The sequence below is a fragment of the Enterococcus sp. AZ062 genome (assembly GCF_051715065.1).
GTDB classification, from domain to species: Bacteria; Bacillota; Bacilli; order Lactobacillales; family Enterococcaceae; genus Enterococcus_B; species Enterococcus_B mundtii.
Genome location: NZ_JBIOTB010000001.1, coordinates 886921 through 906090, shown reverse-complemented (window position 1 = coordinate 906090; position 19170 = coordinate 886921). Strand labels below are relative to the sequence as shown.

The window sequence follows — 19170 nt, the reverse complement described above, 5'->3', positions numbered from 1 at the left end:
AAATCACCCATTTACAAAAAATTTTTAGATGAATTGTCCCTTCCTCCCTTTCTTGTAGGTATTCTCTATGAGTAAAAATACGACGTAACCACCATTGGGACAAAAACAACGAACAATAATCATTGAGTTTGCTATTTCTATAACAAATAAATCACCAGCGGAAACGAATCATTTACATAGACGATATGACGATACTTTTAATACAATACTTTAAGCGAATCAATGATAGCTTTTATTGATCTAAGAATATTCGTATTATTCATTTACTGATCTATTACATTCTTACAAACCTATCTTTTATCCGTGGTAGTTACACAGATAATATTTCTTGTTTATTTACAGAAATACTTTAGACTATTTATGACATCATTTTCCTACTAACCTCAAGTATCTGTTCTTAGCGTTCAAAAAAGAATTATTTTCAATAATCATACGTTTAAACTAATTTATGTGTAGTGCTTTTTTTTCAAACATAATCAAAAACTGGGAAAACATTACTACTGAATTTATCTTTTCATCATTGACCAAAATTTTTTATGATTAAAAAAATATACCTTTGTAAGCGGATTAACTATTGATTGACTATCGACAGCTTTTGGATTTAAAAATCTCATTCTCAAAATCATAAAAAAAGTATAATAAAATACAATATAAAAATAACCAATTATTTTTTCTGTTGGGAAAGATTTCAACTGTTTTTTTACCTCTATTCCCTAAAAAAGCAAAATAAAATCACCCTAGCCAATGTAGGCAAAGGGTGATTTTTATTTTCTATTTATTTTTTCGCCAAACGTAACAACTCTTTGGCGTGTTCGATCGTTAAAGGCGTGATTTCACTCCCCGCTAACATTCGTGCGATTTCATTTTCTCTTTCAGCTGCGGCTAATTCGGAGACGGATGTTTGTGTTCTTCCGCCGACGACTTTTTTTACAATGTAATATTGATAATCCGCTACAGCAGCCACTTGAGGGAGATGCGTGATACAAAGTACTTGGGAATACTTGGATATTTTCAATATCTTATCCGCAATGGCTTGTGCCACTCTGCCACTAACACCAGTATCAACTTCGTCAAAAATGATACTAGTCACACCTTGTTCAGAAGAAAAAATGGTTTTCAGAGCAAGTAATACTCGTGACAATTCTCCACCTGATGCTACCTTGACTAGTGGCTTCAATGGTTCTCCTGGATTTGTCGTAATATAAAATTCGACAATATCAAAACCTTGCTCATCTAAGCGTCCATTTGCTTGCGTTGAAAAACGAACTTCAAATTCGGTGTTTTCCATATAAAGACTCTTTAATTCGCGCAGAATCGACTGTTCTAAGTCACTTGCGATCGCTTTTCTTGCTTGATGGAGTTCTTCTGCACATTGAAACGCCCACTCTTCTTTTTGGGTCAGTTCATTCTTCATTTTATCAAGTTGACTTTCTGTAAAATCCGATGAATCCAATTCTTCTGTGATTTCTTCATAGTAGGCTAAGATGGCTTCAACTGAATCGCCATATTTACGCTTCAATTGACGAATCGTTTCCATGCGTTGCGTCACTTCTTCCAAACGATTCTCATCCAGTTCAAGCAGATCGATTTGCCTGCTCATATCCCCTACTGCATCTTGCAATAAATAATAGGCACTCTGGATATTATCAAAAATTGCTTCATACTCTGAATCAAGATGGGCAATACTTTGGATCTCGGAAACAGCCATTCCCACCCCATCAAGACTGCTTTGTTCACCTTCACTAAGCGCCCCATAAGCAGTAGCTAAACCATCGACGATTTTTTGATAATTACTTAATTTATCGCGCTCTTCTCGAAGTTTTTCTTCTTCACCAACTTCTAATTGAGCGGCTGCGATTTCTTCTTGTTGGAAATTCAACATATCAATACGTTGGACATAATTTTTTTCGTTTTGTTGGATCTTACGTACTTTTCTTTCAAGTTCACGATACGCTTGATAAGCTTCTTGGTACGCTCTTTTTTTCTGTTGGAATGTCGAGTCCCCAAAACGATCAAGTAACACAAGATGTGACTCAGGTTGTAATAATTCCTGATGCTCATTTTGACCTTGGATATCCACTAAATAACTGCCAACTCGTCGCAAATTCGCTAATGTCACGATATGTCCATTGACTCGACAAACATTCTTACCTGCTAAAGACATATCTCGACGGACGATCAGATTCGAGCCATCAGACTCGATCCCCAACTCTTCCATCAGCGCTTCAAAACCTTCTTGTTTAGGCCACTCAAATAACCCTTCCAGAATACATTTATCGGCACCTTGACGAATATAATCACTTGATCCACGACCACCTGCTAATAAGCCCAAAGCATCAATAATAATTGACTTACCGGCTCCGGTTTCTCCTGTTAATGCTGTCATTCCTTCATGAAACGACAAACGCAATTCAGGAATAATCGCAAAATTGGTGATACTGATTTCTTGTAGCATTGCAATCACTCCTTAGATTAAAGGTAATGCAGAAAATCTTTCTTTAATTGAACAGCATCTTCTTCCAATCGTGTGATCATCAACACATTGTCATCATCGTTGATGATCGAGAACAATTCTTTTTTGTAACGTTTATCGATTAAATTTGCAGCTGCAGAAGCATTGCCCGGTAAAGTCTTTAAAATAACAAATTTTTCCATCTGGTCAACTGCTACAAATGCGTCCTTCAATAGTTTTTCTAGCTTTGTGCTCACATCTTCACTTGTTTCAGCAGGCAGACTATAGCGATAGCCACCATCAACTGCGGGAACTTTGATCAATTTAAGCTCTTTGATATCTCTTGAGATCGTTGCTTGTGTAACAGAAATCCCTTTATTTTTTAATATTTCAACAAATTCTTCTTGTTTACGTATATCTTGTTCATTTAGTAATCGAGTAATCAAACGATGTCGATCTTTTTTTCTCATGCTCAATCCGCTCCTTCACCAATCCTTCTTCTTTCAATGATAGCTTATTTTAAGCGCTTAATAAAGAAGAACTCATAGTCTTTTTTGTCAATTTCTAGACTACCGCTTATGCGTGAATTGTTCATGAGCCATTTCAACGATGTGAGCTGGATCAACGTTCGCATAGATCGTTCCTTTATCTGATACTTTTTTTAAGTGCGCTAAAAATTCAATATTTCCCTCTCCACCTGTAATAGGAGAGTAACTTAGATCTAATACATCAAACCCTTGCTCTGTGGCAAAAGTCAAAATTTGTTCGATGACTTGTTGATGGGTTGTCGCTTCTCGAACAATACCATTTTTACCGACCGCTTCTCTACCTGCTTCAAATTGTGGTTTGATCAATGCAATTACTTCACCCTCTGGTTTCAAAATTGCATGTAATGGCGGTAGCATCAGCTTCAAAGAAATGAATGATACATCAATGACAGCGACTTCTGGCACACCTTGATCAAAGTCTTCAGGTTTTGCATAACGAAAGTTGACACGTTCCATCACGACCACTTTTGGATCTTGTCTGATTTTCCATGCTAACTGATTGTAGCCTACATCTAAGGCATAGCTCATTTTTGCTCCATTTTGTAAGGCAGCATCGGTAAACCCTCCTGTGGATGCCCCAATATCAAGCAATACTTTATCTTTGACTGTTAGATCAAATTGTTTTAATGCTTTTTCTAGTTTCAACCCACCACGAGAAACATACGGCAATTTTTTACCTTTGACTTTTAATTCACTACTAACGGGGATTTTTTCTCCTGGTTTATCAAAACGTTCATTTTTCTCATTATAGATCAATCCTGCCATCACGGAACGTTTTGCTTGTTCCCTTGTTTCAAATAGCCCTTGTTTGACGGCTAATACATCTACTCGTTCTTTTTCCATCCTCTTCCTCACTTCTCATCAAATCGTTTGACCAACTGACGAAGAATCTCTCCATCAAATGAACAAACTTCTTGTTCTAACTCGGCAATGATCCTATTGGCGGAATGGATTTCTCGTTGTAACGCAGCTCTTGTCTGCTCGATCCCTAATAAGCGTGGATACGTATTTTTATCCGCTCGTTCATCCTTGCCAGCTGTTTTTCCTAATGCTTCTGTCGTACTAGTCACATCCAATAAATCATCACGGATCTGAAAAGCTAACCCAAGATGAGCGGCAATTTGTTGCAATTGTAACAAAACTTCTTCTGGTTGTTCTGCTAAAATCCCACCTGCTAGCAAAGCATAACGTATCAAACGTCCAGTCTTTCGTTCATGGATCAATGCTAGTTCTTCTAGCGTCAAATCTTTCGTTTCTCCTTGGATATCTGCCGCTTGTCCTGCAACCATGCCTTGTGTCCCAGCACTAACAGCCAATTGTTGCAATAATAACAATTTTGGTGAGTTCGCTAAGTGGGTCATGCTGATCAACTGGAAGGCACCCGTCAATAATCCATCCCCTGCTAAAATTGCGATTGCCTCCCCATAGACTTTATGATTGGTTGGTTTTCCTCGACGCAGGTCGTCGTTATCCATTGCTGGAAGATCATCATGGATCAATGAATACGTATGGATCATCTCTAATGCTGCTGCCACTTGATAAGCTGAAGTATCGATCTTGGCATCAAAAGAAGCCACGGTTGCTAATAAAGCAAGTGGACGGATTCTTTTCCCTCCTGCATGGATCGAATAGATCATACTTTCTTTTAAGCGTTCATCCGAAGTATATTCCGTAATGAAAGAAACCATTTCTTCTTCTACCAAAGGAAGGTGAGTCGCAGAAAAATCGGTTAGATTCATTGTGTCCCCTCTTTCTCGTCAAAAGTGATCTCTTCATTCGTCTCAGTCATCATTTTTGTGAGGGTTTCTTCTGCTTTAGAAAGAGTATCTTGACATTGCTTACTTAATTCCATCCCTCTTTTAAACGCATCTAACGCTGATTCTAAAGGAACATCTCCTTGCTCTAATTGCATGACGATTTTTTCTAATTCTTGCAATGATTCTTCAAATGTTGGATTTGCCATCTTATTCTGTCTCCTTTTTGATCTGTTCCACTTTACCTTTGACCTGTCCATCTGCATAATGAATGACTAACTCATCACCGACTTGGATCTCATCGACACTTTTTGCCACTTGATCATGCAACGTGGTGTAACTATACCCTCTACCCATGATTTTTAAAGGACTAAGTAAATCAAGTGATTGAACCGTCTGTTGAAACTTTTGTTGCTGTTGTTGCATATATTGGTACATTTTTTCTTCTAGTCGTTTTTCTAAGTAGCTTGTTTCTTGCTTGGCTGATTTCACTCGATAAATGGGTGCAACTTGTTGCAACTGATGACTTAAGGTCATGGTTTGTTTTTCTTTTGCATGGTAAATTTGTTGCGTTGCTTGATACAAGCGTTGCCGCAATTGATCTAGTTTGATCGTTTGTCCCTCGTAGAGACGTTCAGGTTGGCGAAAGACATAGGATTGTCTTGAGCGGGCAAACCGCTCTTGTTTTCGTTGGATCTGGCGTAAAAACCCTTGCTCTAAGCGGGCTTGTCTTTCCTTGATCCGCATCAACTCTTCCGATAATACTGGAACAGCCAACTCAGCTGCTGCTGTCGGTGTCGCTGCTCGAACATCAGCCACTAAGTCAGCAATCGTCGTATCTGTCTCATGACCGACAGAAGAGATGCTCGGTGTTTTTGCTTGATAAATCGCACGAGCCACCCGTTCTTCGTTGAAAGGCCAAAGATCCTCGATCGAACCACCACCACGTCCGATGATCATTGTATCAAAATTTCCTAACGCTTCAACGCGTTGAATATTGCGGACGACATCATCTGCTGCTTGGTTTCCTTGCACAACAGTTGGGAACAAAACAAGTTGCGCGATTGGGTAACGGCGTTTGACCGTCGTGATAATATCACGAATGACCGCACCACTAGGACTTGTTAAAACGGCGATGCGTTTTGGAAATCTCGGCAATGCCATTTTAGGTCCAGCAAATAGACCTTCTTTCATCAATTTTTCTTTTCGTTCTTCTAGCTCTTGGTATAACGCACCAACACCATCTGGCTCCATATGTTCCACGTAAATTTGATAAGAACCGCTGGCTTCGTAAAGGGAGATCCGACCAATCACCAACACTTTCATGCCCTCTTTTGGTTGAAAACGTAACTTTTGGAAAGCACCTTTGAACATGATCGCAGAGATTTTTGCGTGATCATCTTTTAAACTGAAATATTGATGCGCATTCGCTCGCATACGGAAATTTGAGATTTCACCAGTTAGATAAACTCTTTCCAGATATGGGTCTGCTTCAAATTTTCGTTTTAAATATTTGGTTAAGGTGGTAACTGTTAAATATTCTTGCGTCATAACTCTCCTCGCTCTGCTTCAGCTGATTGGACCGTTTGTGCCATCAACATCGTGATCGTCATTGGACCTACTCCTTTAGGGACAGGCGTGATATAGCTTGCAAGAGGAGCGACTTCATCAAATTTGACATCCCCGATCAGTTTTCCATTCTCATCACGATTCATCCCCACATCGACAACTACCGCCCCTGGTTTGACAAAGTCTTTTGTCACAAAATGGCCACGCCCAATAGCCACTACGAGTATGTCTGCTTCACGAGTTAACGCTGCAAGGTCTTTCGTTTTTGAATGAGCAATGGTGACCGTCGCATCAGCCATCAATAAAAGTTGCGCCATGGGTTTACCGACAATATTACTGCGACCGATCACTACTGCACGCTTGCCAGTCAAATCAATATCATATGCCTCAAACATCTTCATGATTCCATAAGGCGTACAAGGGATCTTATCAGGATTTCCTGCAAATAAACGTCCTAGATTCAATGGATGGAAGCCATCAACATCTTTTTTAGGATCGATTGCTAATAACACTTTCTCTTCATCAATATGTTTTGGTAAAGGCAATTGTACAAGGATTCCATGGAACCGTGGATCCTTGTTATATTTTTCAATTTCATTTAGAAGCTCATCTTCGGAGATTGTTTGACTATAACGCTCTACTTTTGAATAAATACCTAATTGATTCGCAACTCGTTCTTTGTTACGAACATAGACTTGACTTGCTGGATTTTCTCCAACTAATAAAACAACTAATCCGGGATTGATCTGTCGTTCGTTAAGCTCTTTTACTTTTAACGCAAGTTCTGCTTGCATTTTTTCTGCTAATTCTTTTCCATTCATCAATTCTGACATACGATCACTCCCAGATATTTTTGCTTTCATTCTACCATATAAACCACTTGTAACATAACCAGATTTACTAACTATCATAGAAAAAAGCTAGGACTTACGCCCCAGCTTCTAATTCTTTTAACACATTCGATAACATACCATTTACAAATTTACGTGAACGGTCGTCACTGAATGTTTTAGCTAACTCGATTGCTTCATTCAATGCAACAGTTGCAGGCACGTCATCCACGTACATCATTTCGAAAATCGCGATTCTTAAAATAATCAGATCCATTTTGGAAATGCGGTTGATCCGCCAATTATTCTTTAAATGCTTTTCGATGATCGTGTCTAACGATGCTTTTTTTGCACAGACGCCACCAACTAGTGTGTCTAGATATACTGGAACAAATTCTGATTGCTCTTCATTGATCATCTCTTGATGGTCCAACTCGATCGCATTGAAAATTGCATCTTCTTTTGTCAGATCAGTGTTAAAATCTAATGGGAACAATGCCTGTAATGCCATCTCGCGGATCTCGTGTCTTGATAACTCTTTATTCATTTTCTTCCTCTTCGTCCTCAAAAAGTTCATCGATTGCTGGTTGTTCCAATTTTTCTGGTACAACTGCTACGACATGGATATTGACTTCAGCTAATGCAATGTCGGTCATGAACAGTACTTCTTGGTGAACACGATCCTGCATTTCCATCGCTACTTTTGGTACTGATACGCCATATTCTAAATAACAATATAAGTCAACTTTCAAACCTTCTTCGTCATTGACTAAATATACACCTTTACCATGCGCTGCGCGACCTAGCAATTCTGTGACATTGCTAGCAAAAGTCCCACGCATTCCGTAGACCCCTTCGACTTTAGAAGCTGCAATACCGATAATGACTTCGATCACTTCTGGTGCAATCACGATTTCTCCTAAATCTTGATTAGCATGTAAGACTAAGTTTTTTTCGTCTGCCATTTTTATTTATTCCTCCTTTTGCCTACGTACATCTTTCACTTCAAAAGCGATGTCATGTACCTAGGAAAACTGTCGCCTGTAAATCAGTCATGCGTGAAAAAACGCGCCGTTTACAATCGCTTGATTTCTCTTATAGTGTATCATTAAATGAGCCCATTTTCTATAACAAAGTCTGAGTTTCGACATTTACATTTATTGAAAAACGCTGATTATCACAAAATAATCAATTCTTTTGGTGAGTGAGTCAATACCCGGTTTCCTTCAGCAGTGATCAATAAGTCATCTTCGATCCGGACACCACCGATTCCTGGTAAGTAGATTCCCGGTTCATCCGTAATGACATTACCCACAACAAATGGTTTCTCTGCTCGCGCAGATACATTAGGACCTTCATGGATCTCTAAGCCGATACCATGGCCAGTGGAGTGGCCAAATGCTTCCCCATAACCGTATTTGCTGATGTAGTCTCTTGCTACTGCATCAAGTTGGATACCTGTCACTCCAGGTTTAGCCGCTTCTAGAACTGCCAATTGGGCATCTAAAACGATTTGATAGATTTCTTTCAATTGTTCTCCTGGATCGCCGATTGCAAACGTACGTGTCATGTCAGAAACGTATCCTTCATAGTAGCAACCAAAATCGATCGTGATCAAATCCCCTTGTTCAATGATCTTTTGGCTAGCCACTCCGTGTGGCATTGCTGAACGAACACCACTTGCCACGATGGTTTCAAAAGACACACCTGATGCACCTAGTGAACGCATATAGAAATCTAATTGATTCGCGACCTCGATCTCTGTCATCCCTGGTTGGATCATTTTAAGGATATGTTCATAAGCCATATCAGCGATGCTACAAGCTTTTTCAATAACCGCTAGTTCGTCCGCATCTTTTACTTCACGCAATTCTTCGATCATATCAGAAACTGGGATCAACTCTGCATCAAGTAATTCTTCCAATACTGAATACTCTAAAAATGAAACTGTGCGTTCTTCAAACGCTAGATTCTTCAATCCTTCTTTTCGAGTCAAATCAGCGACTTCCTCAAAAATTGGTGCAACATTTTTGATGATCTCAAAACCTTGCGCTTGCGCAGCTGCTTGTTCTGTATAACGGAAGTCCGTAATAAAGAAGGCTTTCTCTAATGTGATGACCGCTAACCCAGTGGTTCCTGTAAAATTAGTCAAATAGCGGAGATTGTAAGGACTTGTCACTAAAAATGAATCTAGATTCGCTTCTCGCATTTTTTTGCGTAACTTTTCTACTCGTAACATCATGTGTAAATTCCTTCTTTCTTTGCACTCTTTTTATCATTATAGCAAACTTTCTTTTTTAAAGGCATAGGAAAGATAAATTCCTTCAATAGAAACGAACAAAGCGTTTTGGCTTGAGCTTTCCACCCAAGTCAAAACGCTTTAGACTTTCATTTCTAAGATCTTTTACCAAAGAAAAATGAGACAACTGCAACTAAGATCACTGCCCCTAAAATAGATGGAATAAGTGCCATACCAGCAGCGCTTGGTCCCCAGTTTCCAAAAATCGCTTGACCGATCGTTGAACCAATCAAACCAGCAATAATATTTGTGATGCATCCCATTGAATTTCCTTTACTTGTGATTGCTCCAGCAATCGCTCCAATGATTGCACCAACAATCAATGTCCATAACCAACTCATCGTATAACCTCCCTCTTTACTCTTTAATTTTATCATAAGAAATAAATAGCAAGCAAACGATGAGGGCTAGCTACAAATCATTTACGCTTGAAAATACCGATTACGCCTCGCTTGACTACGTCGATCAAACTTAAAGAGCGAACCATGTGACTTGGGTCAACATACTTACGGATTGCTCGCAAAACTTCCTTGGGATGTTTTGCAGAAAATGAATAGGTTCCGTTTTTCTTTGTGCGAATCGCAAAACGTGGAATCCATTTTCCTTTGAACATCACCGAGGCAATCACGACATCCACCTCTTCCCATGGAATCTGGACGAATTTCCGCGCATCACGATCATTATAAAATTCAAAACCTTTGTCACCAATCATGATCTTCCCATATTCTGCCACACCTAGATAAGATGTCGCATTCATCGTTAAGTCAACTTTTGTGTTCAGCGATTGTACCATTTCAAGCACTCCATTTCTAATCAATCTAAAGTTACGGTAATCAAAAGTCGTACCGTTTCAATGATTTGGCTATTCGTTCAGTTTAGCCTTACTCTTAATTTCGCGTTTTTTACTTCTATATCAAAGACATCTTATCATAAATAGTATGCCTTTTCGAGCATAGATACTACCTCTAACAAACGGTTCTCCACAATCGTCCACCATTTGATCAGAAGAGAGATGAAGTAAAGTCTCGTCGCATTCTATGAAAAAAGCTGCAACAAAAATCAATGATCGATTTCTGTCACAGCTTATTTAGTCTTTTATTGCCTTAGATTACATTAATCCGATCAAGTGGAAAACAATACCCACTACGAATAATCCAAGAATGATAACGATTGGTGAAACTTTTTTCTTCAGTAACCACATACAGAACAATGTTAGTAACAACGCAGCTAATCCAGGGATCAAGCTATCTAAGTTGTCTTGTAATGTTGTTACTTTGTAGTCAGATAGAGAAAGTCCAGCTGCTTGTTGTTCCAACGCACTCTTGATACCTTCCGCACCTGCAGGTAAACTACTCCAATCAATGTAAGCACCTTCGTCAAGTTTAACGCTTGATACTACTGGCGCAAAGCCAATTGATACCCAACGGTTAACTAATGAACCTAAGATGAACATACCTAAGATAGAAGCACCTTTAGTAATGTCTTGCAACAAACCACCAGATAAATCTTCTGTGATTTTAGAACCCGCTTTATAGCCGAATTCTTGTGTGTACCACATAAATGCCATACGGATGATATTCCAAGCGACGAAATAAATGATTGGGCCTAAGATATTTCCAGCCATCGCTAGAGAAGCAGCTAGAGCTCCAAGGATCGGTCTTACTGTAAACCAGAAGACTGGATCACCGATACCAGCTAAAGGTCCCATCATACCAACCTTAACCCCTTGAATCGCAACGTCATCAACAGGTGCGCCATTTGCACGTTCTTCTTCCAGTGCAAGAGTCACCCCTAGAATTGGTGAAGCAACATATGGGTGAGTGTTGAAGAACTCTAAATGACGAGTCAACGCAGCCGCACGGTCTTCTTTTGTTTTATATAATTTTTTGATCGCTGGGATCATTGAGAATGCCCAACCACCATTTTGCATACGTTCGTAGTTCCATGATCCTTGAAGGAAAGTCGAACGCAACCAAACAGAAATACGATCTTTTTTAGATAATTGAATTCTTTCTTCTGCCATTTCGTGAACGCCTCCTTTAATAGTTATCGATGATATCGCCTAGTGGGTCACCAGTATTTGAGCTTCCGCCGTTACCTGAACCACCTTGTTTAGAAAGTGCCAAGTAAATAAGAGCTAAAGCAATACCGATTGCGCCTAGACCGATAAGAGTGATTTCTGATACAGTTGCCAATACAAAACCGATTGCAAAGAATGGCCATACTTCTTTTGTAGCCATCATGTTGATAACCATCGCGTAACCTACAGCAACGACCATTCCACCACCGATAGCTAAACCGTCTGTCAACCAAACAGGCATAGATTCAAGTAAGCTTCTTACTGGACCTTCACCGATTGCTAAGATCAAACCAGCAGGGATCGCAATACGAACACCTTGCATACAGATAGCAACGATATGCCATAATTCAACTTTTCTAAAGTTACCATCTTTTGCAGCAGCATCCATCAAATGAACAAACGCTGTCGCAATCGTACGACAAATGATTGTTAATAATAAACCAGCAACAGCAAGTGGCACAGCAATCGCGATTGCTGAAGAAACGCCGGCTGAACCTTGACCACCTAAAACTAAAATAATTGCAGATGCAACAGATGCCAATGCAGCATCGGGAGCGACAGCGGCACCGATATTTGCCCAACCTAAAGCGATCATTTGTAATGTACCACCCAAGATAAGACAAGGAACTAGATTTCCAGTTACTAAGCCGATCAACGTACATGCAACAACTGGTTGATGGAATTGAAATTCATCAAGAATTCCTTCCATACCAGCTAAAAATGCAACGATGATGACTAAGATCACTTGAATAATATTTAAATCCATGATAGTAATCCTCCATTTTTTCTGATAATTAATTAAGCACGATTTTTTAATTCATCTTGCGCTTTTTTCAAAATTTCATCCATATTTCCTTTAGAGTCATTCGGTACTTTACGTACATCGAATTTCACGCCAGATTCTTTCAATTTATTGAATGAATCAATATCGTCTTGACTGAAAGCAAGTACTTTATTTGGTTGTACTTTACCTGGAGAATGCGCCATTGATCCGACGTTCACTGTTTCTAATGGTACGCCACCTTCAACTGCACGTACGACATCTTGAGGATTTTCAAACAATAGCAATGCGCGTTGACCGCCAAAATGTTGATCATCTTTTGCAAGTTTGATCATTTGTTCAACTGGTACAACGTGTGCTTTTACACCAGGAGGCGCAGCTTGTTGAATCAATTTTTTGCGTAACTCATCTTTTGCTACAGCATCAGATACAACGATGATCCGTGTTGGATTTGTTGTTTTTGTCCAAGCAGTTGCTACTTGTCCATGCAACAAACGTGAATCAATACGTGCTAAAACATAAGTGAACTTACCAGGTGTTCCTGAAGGTGCAGCTTCTTGTGCCGCAGCTTTTGTTTCTACTACTGGTTCTAATTCTTCCGGTTTGACTTTCACGCCTTCTTTTGCTGTTTCAATGATATGAGCAGCAATTTCATGTGCTGATTCCATTGAAAAACGTGAAGCATATGCTTCAATCAGCATAGGCAAGTTCAAACCACTTACGATTGCCCACTTATCTTTGTGTTCTTCAAATAATGTGTTTGATTGATTGAACGGTGTTCCGCCCCATAAATCAACTAAGAATAAGACTTCGTCTTGGTTATCGAAGGAAGCGACTGCTTCTTCTAATTTGGCTCTCAAGTCATCTGGACCTTCACTCGGTTGTAAAACAACAGCTTTGACGTTTTCTTGTTCGCCAAAGATCATTGAACCCGACTGTAAGATTCCTTCAGCAAATTGCCCATGACTTGCTAGGATAATCCCTACCATATTTATACCTCCTACTTCTTTTTGTTGTAACAAAATCAAAAATAAAAATAAGTGCTTGCCTTTGACAACAGATACATTTGACCGTTACGCAACAACAATTTTATGCTTTCTTGGCTTTGGTCAGTAATTCCATTAAAAAGATTTTCCGATCAGCAGGCACCTTCCGAATCTCCAACTCCACACCTTGACCATCCAAAAAATGAAAGGCTTCGATATCTCGTTGATCGACGGACACAAAATTTGTGATCATGGTCTTCCCTTCAGAAAAACTCATTCCCCCGATATTTAGAGAATCAATTCGGACACCACTTCGGACAATTTTCTCAACGTCTTTAGGATTAGTAAATAAAAGCATCACTTTCGTTCGCGCTAAGAGTCCACTCTCAAAGATCTGGATCATCTTTTCAACAGTGATGACATTTGCCATGATCCCTGGTGGAGCAGCTTCTTTTAAAAGAAACTTTCTTAACTTGTCTTTCGCTACTACGTCACTTATGACGATGATACGTTCAACGCCAGTCAATTTAGACCAGACAGTTGCAACTTGCCCATGGATCAAACGATCATCTATACGTGCTAATCGAATATCCATTCGTAAATCTCCTTTTTATTAAATCACTACTCAAAACATCTCCCCACTTCTGTCGGAAGAATTTCCGTTAAGCACACTTTATTAAAAGCAAGAACCGTGCCAATTTTTAAAAGATACACTGCTTTATTTAATGGTTTCTTATACAATACACAAAAACGACACACTATTTTAGTGTATCGTTTTTGTGTATATCTTCATTAGTGTATTCTTTTTTCTCTAAATGGTTAGTGATCATTTTCAATAGATAATACACTTCTTCTAACGGAAACTTGACTTTGATCTTTTCTTCTAAATCATTTAGTGGCTTAACAATTTTAACATAGAGCGGATCGTTTTTAATCGAACGATTATCTTGATTTTCTAAAGAGAGCGGTTCATTTAAGATGACACGTTCAATCATTCCCGCCGCATGTAGAACAAGGTTGATCATAAATCCGTATTCTTTTACATCAATGCTTGCTGAATCCATTAACCCATCTGCAAATTTCCATAGAGGATCGATTAACTTTTCTCCATTGATAAATGTAAAATTATCTGCGATAAATGACACACATGTACTTTTGGCTGTTTCTTCATTTAATAAAACATCTTCGGTTTCATCTAACTCTGACTCTAACAGTAATTGATCTAAAATCACCTCAATGTTTTGATCAATAAATCTTTCCAAAGGAATGAATGGTGCATCGATATGCGGGTCCGTGATCCCAGTCGTCGCAATGATTTGGTAATTTTTTTGGATCTTTGGTAGCTTAGTTTTCAAATCGACGATAGACAAAGCAATCACTTCCAATTGAGCTTCTTGTCTTTTACTGACTGCACGCTCGATCAACGATTTGATTCGCTGTGCTGTTCCCTCTCCTGAGGCACAGATGGCCACTACGGCTTTTCGTTGCTTGTCGTCCGCTTCTGCAACATTTCCACTTGAGACTTCAGCATACCCTCGGAAATTCTTCAAGGATTCATAAAGCAAGTCAAGATCTGTTCCCAGCACCGACACTTTACGTACTGTTTCTAAAACTAAAGAAGTCGTGACCATATCGACTGTTCGGACAGGGATACCCGTATCTTGCTGTATCTGAGCATTGAAAGACGCGAGCGAACCCATGTCCACCAGAAGAATCGTACCACTTCCCTCATCTACTTCTTGCACACTCCGCTCAATCCGACTTAAAGCAGTTTTCGGGTCCATGTCTAGTGGCATATCCACCGCCCGGACGTTATCCGCATCTAGCAACTGTTGAACCACTTGGACCATACTGCTTGCGGTACTATTGCCATGTGCAGCCACAACGACCCCGATTCGACCACTTGCTTGATTGGCTCGTAATGAAACAAGCAATACAGTCAAATAGTAATCTTCACTTTCTGGGATCTCCACTTGGAAATACATTTCGATATGTTGCCGTACTTCTTTCGCCAGTGCGTATTCCTCAGGAAAATCAATGGCCATTTCTCGGATATTATCATTCGTATGCCGTTCTTCTCCTAAATGGATTCGTTTTAGAAAAGAACTGATATGCAGACTCATCGCATAAATAAAATTTTGTTGAAACTCGTATGGCAAAGATTGCTTCACCATGAGATAAATCTGATTCGTTACTTCAATGATTTTAGGATCGACAAATTCCGCCAACTTATTATCTGCATTAAATGAAAAACCGTGATCTTTATAGAATGACTTTAAATGGATATTGATATCTGTTGAGATAAAATGATTGATTGCTTCTTGGTCCAAGCCATCTGACTTGAGCAAAGCAGCTTTATCACCAATAATGTCGTAAAGATTATAAGGCAACTCATAAGAGTCTGCCTGTAACTGCATCACATCATCGTTCGGAAAAACGGTGATTTTAGGATCAAGTATCTTGGATAACTCTGCCATCTCTTTTCGATTACTTGCTAGTTGAATCAACCCACTACGAATCCCTTCAGTTAAATCATCGATCGTAATCGATATTTCAGGTTTGTTCATATGGTTTAGAAATCCTCGCGCACATACCAATTGGATATTCGACTTCAACTGTCCAATGTTTCCATAAGTAACACTGCCTATTAGCGCTTTCACAACATCTTCTGTTAAAGAAATTTTTCTTTGCGTACGATTCGCTTCGTGAGCAATCATGATCTTGACTAAATCGATTTTTTCATTCGCTGGACGTCGATCAAAAGCAGGTAACTTGATATTGATCGGAATACGGCGCACAAATGTCTCAAGTAGTGCCGAACCTGGATCTTCAGTCGTTGCACCGACGATCCGAACATTCGCTTCATGAGATTTCGTTGTTTCACCCAATCGGCTATAGGTACCATGGTCCATAAAATAAAAAATCATTTCTTGTCCTTCAGGTGGGAGTCGATGAATTTCATCCAAGAAAAGCATCCCGCCGTCCGCTTGATCAATGATTCCCATTTTCTCTTCTTCCGCACCTGTAAACGCACCTTTGACATACCCGAAAAGATGACTCATCAGTAATTCAGGGTTATTAGCATAGTCCGCACAGTTAAAGACGATCAACTCTGTATCTTCTTCCACCACATGGTTGGTTTTAGCAAAATGAAACATCGCATGAGCAAAATAAGTCTTTCCAGAACCAGTCGGTCCAGTGATCAAACAGTTCAACCCTCTGGGAGGATACAAAATGGCGGCTTTTGCTTGTTCCACTGAGTTTTTCATACTACCATTCGCTCCAATGATTTTGGCAAAAATATCTTTCGTATCTACTTGAAGACTCGGTTTTTTCACGTGAGTCAATTCTTCTTTATAACTAGGTACGTATTTGGATAATGGCTTTTCAATGATTGGACTTTCTTGATAGACATACCGAACCGGACGACCATCGGTTTTCTTCAACTTTCCTTCACGCACCAATTTGTTGAGATCTTTACTGCTATTAGTACGCTGGATACCCAAAACTTCCGCAATCTCTTGGGTCGTTACACCTTGATCATTTTCTTCTATAGATAAATGAGCGGTCTTTTCTTTGACATACGTATAAATTCGGTCAATTCGTTTTGCCAATATTTTCGCCCCTCTTCTCTTGTCCTTAAAACCTAATACTATTGATTTAATCACTATTCGTCAACTATTTATATCAAAAAGAAAACAAGACACGCTCAAAACAAAAAAGAACATTTGTTGTTTATTTATTAAGCAATTTAGACAAGTCTAAACGTGTACTATTTTTTCAGATAACAGAAAACGATTATCTCTTTTTTACTTTGCGGGATATCTTTTCCAGTTAGAACTAGCGAAAATAGTAAACCAACTATTTTTACAGCCAGTCATTCTCCCAACGCAAAAAAGCCTGACTCTGTTTGAGCCGGAAATCATTAGTGATTCAGAAAAAATGAAAAAACTCTATCCCTCGCTAGGCAAGGAATAGAGCCAACTGTTCATTAAGCTTCTTGAGCTACTGGATAAACAGACACTTGTTTTTTGTCGCGGCCTTTACGTTCGAAACGAACAACACCGTCAACTTTAGCAAATAAAGTGTCATCTCCACCAATACCTACGTTCACACCTGGATAAATTTTTGTTCCGCGTTGGCGGTAAAGAATTGATCCACCTGTAACTGTTTGTCCGTCAGCACGTTTTGCACCTAGACGTTTTGATTCTGAGTCACGGCCGTTAGATGTAGAACCGCCACCTTTTTTGTGGGCGAATAATTGTAGATTCATTGTTAACAACATGGTCTGCACCTCCTATTTATCATTAATTGTTTTTGTTTGGATATATTCTGGGTTTTCAGCTTCGATCGATTGTAAACCTAATAGGAGATTCTCCAATAAGATTTCCGCAATATTGTTTTGCTCTTGTGTCAATCGTGAAATTACTTCGACGTACAAATAGCCGCCTTCTTCTTCATTCATGTCAACAATCGGTTCAAAACCAGCTAATGATGAAATCCCATTGACAGTGCTGATCGCTAAGGCAGAAACACCTGCACAAACGATATCACTTCCGTAAGGACCGGCATCAGCGTGCCCAGTCAAAGTAAATGAAACGATTTGACCAGCGTCATTTCGTTTAAATGTCCCTTTGATCATTGTTTAGGCCTTCTTTCTCAAACGCAGATTAAGCGTTGATCGCGTCGATAACCACTTTTGTGTATGGTTGACGGTGACCTTGTTTACGGTGTGAGTGTTTTTTAGGTTTGTATTTGAAAGTAACGACTTTCTTTTGTTTGCCGTGTTTTTCAACTGTACCTTCAACTGTTGCACCAGAAACGGTTGGAGCACCTACTTTCGTAGTTTCGCCACCTACTAAAATAACTTCGTCAAATACAACCTTTTCGCCTGCTTCAACGTCAAGTTTTTCGATGTAGATTGTTTGTCCAACTTCAACTTTTACTTGCTTACCACCTGTTTTAATAATTGCGTACATGCTTTAAAGCACCTCCTTATTTTCATACTTAGACTCGCCATCCAGAGTGACAGGGTGTCCTGTACTTAATCAAACTCATTCTGTGCGGTTGTAGCTGTGGAGACCACAATTACAACATTACTAGAATAACAAATCCTACTATATTAGTCAACAACTTTTTTATTTTGCCAATCATTCGTCAATTGAACGATTTCTTTCTATAATGGATGAGAATAGGAGTTGATACTATGGATTACCCAAAACATTTGATTGACGAAGCAACTCGGCGTATTCAAGGACATCGTGTGGAAGGATTTGTCGCTGGACAAGGTCCTATCCGACCCAAATTGATGTTAGTTGGCGAAGCCCCAGGTAAAACAGAAATTGAGAATCACATTCCATTTAGCGGCCAAGCTGGCAAAGAGTTGATGAACGCACTAAAATCAGTCGGGTTATCTCGGGATGAAGTGTATATTACTAGCGCTGTCAGAAGCCGTCCTTATCGAATCGTCCAACGCATCAATGGACGGACAAAAAAATCAGAGATCGTTTATCCGAATCGAACGCCAAGTAAAACGGAAGTTTTTGCTCATGCACCAATCTTAGATTACGAACTACAACATATACAGCCCTCTTTGATTGCCACGCTAGGCAATATTGGGCTGCAACGTTTATTAGGTAATGGCTATACAATTTCAAAAAATCACGGGAAACTATATACCGGACCAGTCTTAGAGTTAAATCCACCGCATGATGCTTATCAATTTTCCACTAAACAGTATCGTGTTCTTCCACTCTTCCACCCAGCGGCCATTTTTTATAATCGAACGCTGACAGAAACGATTTTAGAAGATTGGCAAAAACTTGGAAAAATACTTGCTGAAAAAAAGTAAAGACAGCAAAAGAACCAACC

The 19170-nt window shown here is 39.4% G+C and carries 21 protein-coding genes and 1 other annotated feature; of the genes, 1 reads left to right on the top strand and 20 read right to left on the bottom strand.

Annotated features, from left to right (window positions below):
• Positions 1–775: 775 nt before the first annotated feature.
• The 20 genes from recN to rplU form a co-directional block, all read right to left on the bottom strand.
• On the bottom strand, positions 776–2455 hold the full coding sequence (recN, locus tag IGJ00_RS04260) for a DNA repair protein RecN (protein ID WP_071865925.1): 1680 nt from the start codon (positions 2453–2455) through the stop codon (positions 776–778).
• A gap of 17 nt (positions 2456–2472) precedes the next feature.
• Positions 2473–2922: an arginine repressor gene (locus tag IGJ00_RS04255; RefSeq protein WP_010735995.1), complete on the bottom strand. Its 450-nt coding sequence runs from the start codon at positions 2920–2922 to the stop codon at positions 2473–2475.
• A 99-nt stretch (positions 2923–3021) separates the two neighbouring features.
• Positions 3022–3843 carry a TlyA family RNA methyltransferase gene (locus IGJ00_RS04250; protein ID WP_010735996.1) on the bottom strand — a complete coding sequence of 274 codons (822 nt, stop codon included), beginning with the start codon at positions 3841–3843 and terminating at the stop codon, positions 3022–3024.
• An 8-nt stretch (positions 3844–3851) separates the two neighbouring features.
• Complete coding sequence (locus tag IGJ00_RS04245) at positions 3852–4739, bottom strand: polyprenyl synthetase family protein (RefSeq protein WP_074800176.1); 888 nt, start codon at positions 4737–4739, stop codon at positions 3852–3854.
• Complete coding sequence (locus IGJ00_RS04240) at positions 4736–4963, bottom strand: exodeoxyribonuclease VII small subunit (protein ID WP_010735998.1); 228 nt, start codon at positions 4961–4963, stop codon at positions 4736–4738. The genes IGJ00_RS04245 and IGJ00_RS04240 overlap by 4 nt, the downstream gene beginning before the upstream one ends.
• A 1-nt stretch (position 4964) precedes the next feature.
• Complete coding sequence (gene xseA / locus IGJ00_RS04235) at positions 4965–6305, bottom strand: exodeoxyribonuclease VII large subunit (protein WP_071865923.1); 1341 nt, start codon at positions 6303–6305, stop codon at positions 4965–4967.
• Positions 6302–7156 (bottom strand): bifunctional methylenetetrahydrofolate dehydrogenase/methenyltetrahydrofolate cyclohydrolase, encoded by an 855-nt coding sequence (locus IGJ00_RS04230; RefSeq protein ID WP_071865922.1) that lies wholly within the window; start codon positions 7154–7156, stop codon positions 6302–6304. Before IGJ00_RS04230 ends, xseA begins: the two co-directional genes overlap by 4 nt.
• A gap of 94 nt (positions 7157–7250) precedes the next feature.
• The gene (nusB, locus tag IGJ00_RS04225) at positions 7251–7700 is read right to left on the bottom strand and encodes a transcription antitermination factor NusB (protein ID WP_010736001.1); all 450 of its coding nucleotides are present in this window, start codon (positions 7698–7700) and stop codon (positions 7251–7253) included.
• On the bottom strand, positions 7693–8118 hold the full coding sequence (locus tag IGJ00_RS04220) for an Asp23/Gls24 family envelope stress response protein (protein WP_010736002.1): 426 nt from the start codon (positions 8116–8118) through the stop codon (positions 7693–7695). The genes nusB and IGJ00_RS04220 overlap by 8 nt, the downstream gene beginning before the upstream one ends.
• Before the next feature lie 212 nt (positions 8119–8330).
• Positions 8331–9395 carry a M24 family metallopeptidase gene (locus IGJ00_RS04215; protein WP_142432944.1) on the bottom strand — a complete coding sequence of 355 codons (1065 nt, stop codon included), beginning with the start codon at positions 9393–9395 and terminating at the stop codon, positions 8331–8333.
• A gap of 152 nt (positions 9396–9547) precedes the next feature.
• Entirely contained in the window at positions 9548–9793 is a 246-nt protein-coding gene (locus IGJ00_RS04210; protein ID WP_010736004.1) for a GlsB/YeaQ/YmgE family stress response membrane protein, read from the bottom strand.
• 77 nt (positions 9794–9870) lie between these two features.
• A complete protein-coding gene (locus IGJ00_RS04205) occupies positions 9871–10245 on the bottom strand; it encodes a DUF956 family protein (RefSeq protein ID WP_071865920.1) in 375 nt (124 codons plus the stop codon).
• Positions 10246–10560: 315 nt separating this feature from the next.
• Positions 10561–11475 carry a PTS system mannose/fructose/sorbose family transporter subunit IID gene (locus tag IGJ00_RS04200; RefSeq protein WP_019724014.1) on the bottom strand — a complete coding sequence of 305 codons (915 nt, stop codon included), beginning with the start codon at positions 11473–11475 and terminating at the stop codon, positions 10561–10563.
• Between the two features lie 16 nt (positions 11476–11491).
• On the bottom strand, positions 11492–12298 hold the full coding sequence (locus tag IGJ00_RS04195; RefSeq protein WP_071865919.1) for a PTS mannose/fructose/sorbose transporter subunit IIC: 807 nt from the start codon (positions 12296–12298) through the stop codon (positions 11492–11494).
• 32 nt (positions 12299–12330) lie between these two features.
• Positions 12331–13302, bottom strand: coding sequence for a mannose/fructose/sorbose PTS transporter subunit IIA (locus IGJ00_RS04190; RefSeq protein ID WP_071865918.1), 972 nt, complete (start codon positions 13300–13302; stop codon positions 12331–12333).
• A gap of 100 nt (positions 13303–13402) precedes the next feature.
• Positions 13403–13894, bottom strand: coding sequence for a mannose/fructose/sorbose PTS transporter subunit IIB (locus IGJ00_RS04185; protein WP_066026051.1), 492 nt, complete (start codon positions 13892–13894; stop codon positions 13403–13405).
• A gap of 163 nt (positions 13895–14057) precedes the next feature.
• Positions 14058–16913, bottom strand: coding sequence for a sigma-54-dependent transcriptional regulator (locus IGJ00_RS04180; protein WP_071865917.1), 2856 nt, complete (start codon positions 16911–16913; stop codon positions 14058–14060).
• Positions 16914–17290: 377 nt separating this feature from the next.
• Entirely contained in the window at positions 17291–17584 is a 294-nt protein-coding gene (gene rpmA, locus IGJ00_RS04175) for a 50S ribosomal protein L27 (RefSeq protein WP_010736011.1), read from the bottom strand.
• 12 nt (positions 17585–17596) lie between these two features.
• On the bottom strand, positions 17597–17941 hold the full coding sequence (locus tag IGJ00_RS04170; protein ID WP_010736012.1) for a ribosomal-processing cysteine protease Prp: 345 nt from the start codon (positions 17939–17941) through the stop codon (positions 17597–17599).
• A 28-nt stretch (positions 17942–17969) separates the two neighbouring features.
• Positions 17970–18278, bottom strand: a complete 309-nt coding sequence (rplU, locus tag IGJ00_RS04165) for a 50S ribosomal protein L21 (RefSeq protein ID WP_019723824.1) — start codon at positions 18276–18278, stop codon at positions 17970–17972.
• 20 nt (positions 18279–18298) lie between these two features.
• Positions 18299–18378 (bottom strand) — a sequence feature (ribosomal protein L21 leader region).
• Positions 18379–18505: 127 nt separating this feature from the next.
• On the opposite strand from rplU, the gene IGJ00_RS04160 reads away from it, so the two are divergent.
• The gene (locus IGJ00_RS04160) at positions 18506–19150 is read left to right on the top strand and encodes a uracil-DNA glycosylase (RefSeq protein WP_071866973.1); all 645 of its coding nucleotides are present in this window, start codon (positions 18506–18508) and stop codon (positions 19148–19150) included.
• Positions 19151–19170: the final 20 nt, after the last annotated feature.

Excerpts from the sequence above, each read along its gene's own strand:
- recN (WP_071865925.1), bottom strand. The coding sequence starts at position 2,455 with ATGCTACAAGAAATCAGTATCACCAATTTTGCGATTATTCCTGAATTG.
- IGJ00_RS04255 (WP_010735995.1), bottom strand. The coding sequence starts at position 2,922 with ATGAGAAAAAAAGATCGACATCGTTTGATTACTCGATTACTAAATGAA.
- IGJ00_RS04250 (WP_010735996.1), bottom strand. The coding sequence starts at position 3,843 with ATGGAAAAAGAACGAGTAGATGTATTAGCCGTCAAACAAGGGCTATTT.
- IGJ00_RS04245 (WP_074800176.1), bottom strand. The coding sequence starts at position 4,739 with ATGAATCTAACCGATTTTTCTGCGACTCACCTTCCTTTGGTAGAAGAA.
- IGJ00_RS04240 (WP_010735998.1), bottom strand. The coding sequence starts at position 4,963 with ATGGCAAATCCAACATTTGAAGAATCATTGCAAGAATTAGAAAAAATC.
- xseA (WP_071865923.1), bottom strand. The coding sequence starts at position 6,305 with ATGACGCAAGAATATTTAACAGTTACCACCTTAACCAAATATTTAAAA.
- IGJ00_RS04230 (WP_071865922.1), bottom strand. The coding sequence starts at position 7,156 with ATGTCAGAATTGATGAATGGAAAAGAATTAGCAGAAAAAATGCAAGCA.
- nusB (WP_010736001.1), bottom strand. The coding sequence starts at position 7,700 with ATGAATAAAGAGTTATCAAGACACGAGATCCGCGAGATGGCATTACAG.
- IGJ00_RS04220 (WP_010736002.1), bottom strand. The coding sequence starts at position 8,118 with ATGGCAGACGAAAAAAACTTAGTCTTACATGCTAATCAAGATTTAGGA.
- IGJ00_RS04215 (WP_142432944.1), bottom strand. The coding sequence starts at position 9,395 with ATGATGTTACGAGTAGAAAAGTTACGCAAAAAAATGCGAGAAGCGAAT.
- IGJ00_RS04210 (WP_010736004.1), bottom strand. The coding sequence starts at position 9,793 with ATGAGTTGGTTATGGACATTGATTGTTGGTGCAATCATTGGAGCGATT.
- IGJ00_RS04205 (WP_071865920.1), bottom strand. The coding sequence starts at position 10,245 with ATGGTACAATCGCTGAACACAAAAGTTGACTTAACGATGAATGCGACA.
- IGJ00_RS04200 (WP_019724014.1), bottom strand. The coding sequence starts at position 11,475 with ATGGCAGAAGAAAGAATTCAATTATCTAAAAAAGATCGTATTTCTGTT.
- IGJ00_RS04195 (WP_071865919.1), bottom strand. The coding sequence starts at position 12,298 with ATGGATTTAAATATTATTCAAGTGATCTTAGTCATCATCGTTGCATTT.
- IGJ00_RS04190 (WP_071865918.1), bottom strand. The coding sequence starts at position 13,302 with ATGGTAGGGATTATCCTAGCAAGTCATGGGCAATTTGCTGAAGGAATC.
- IGJ00_RS04185 (WP_066026051.1), bottom strand. The coding sequence starts at position 13,894 with ATGGATATTCGATTAGCACGTATAGATGATCGTTTGATCCATGGGCAA.
- rpmA (WP_010736011.1), bottom strand. The coding sequence starts at position 17,584 with ATGTTGTTAACAATGAATCTACAATTATTCGCCCACAAAAAAGGTGGC.
- IGJ00_RS04170 (WP_010736012.1), bottom strand. The coding sequence starts at position 17,941 with ATGATCAAAGGGACATTTAAACGAAATGACGCTGGTCAAATCGTTTCA.
- rplU (WP_019723824.1), bottom strand. The coding sequence starts at position 18,278 with ATGTACGCAATTATTAAAACAGGTGGTAAGCAAGTAAAAGTTGAAGTT.
- IGJ00_RS04160 (WP_071866973.1), top strand. The coding sequence starts at position 18,506 with ATGGATTACCCAAAACATTTGATTGACGAAGCAACTCGGCGTATTCAA.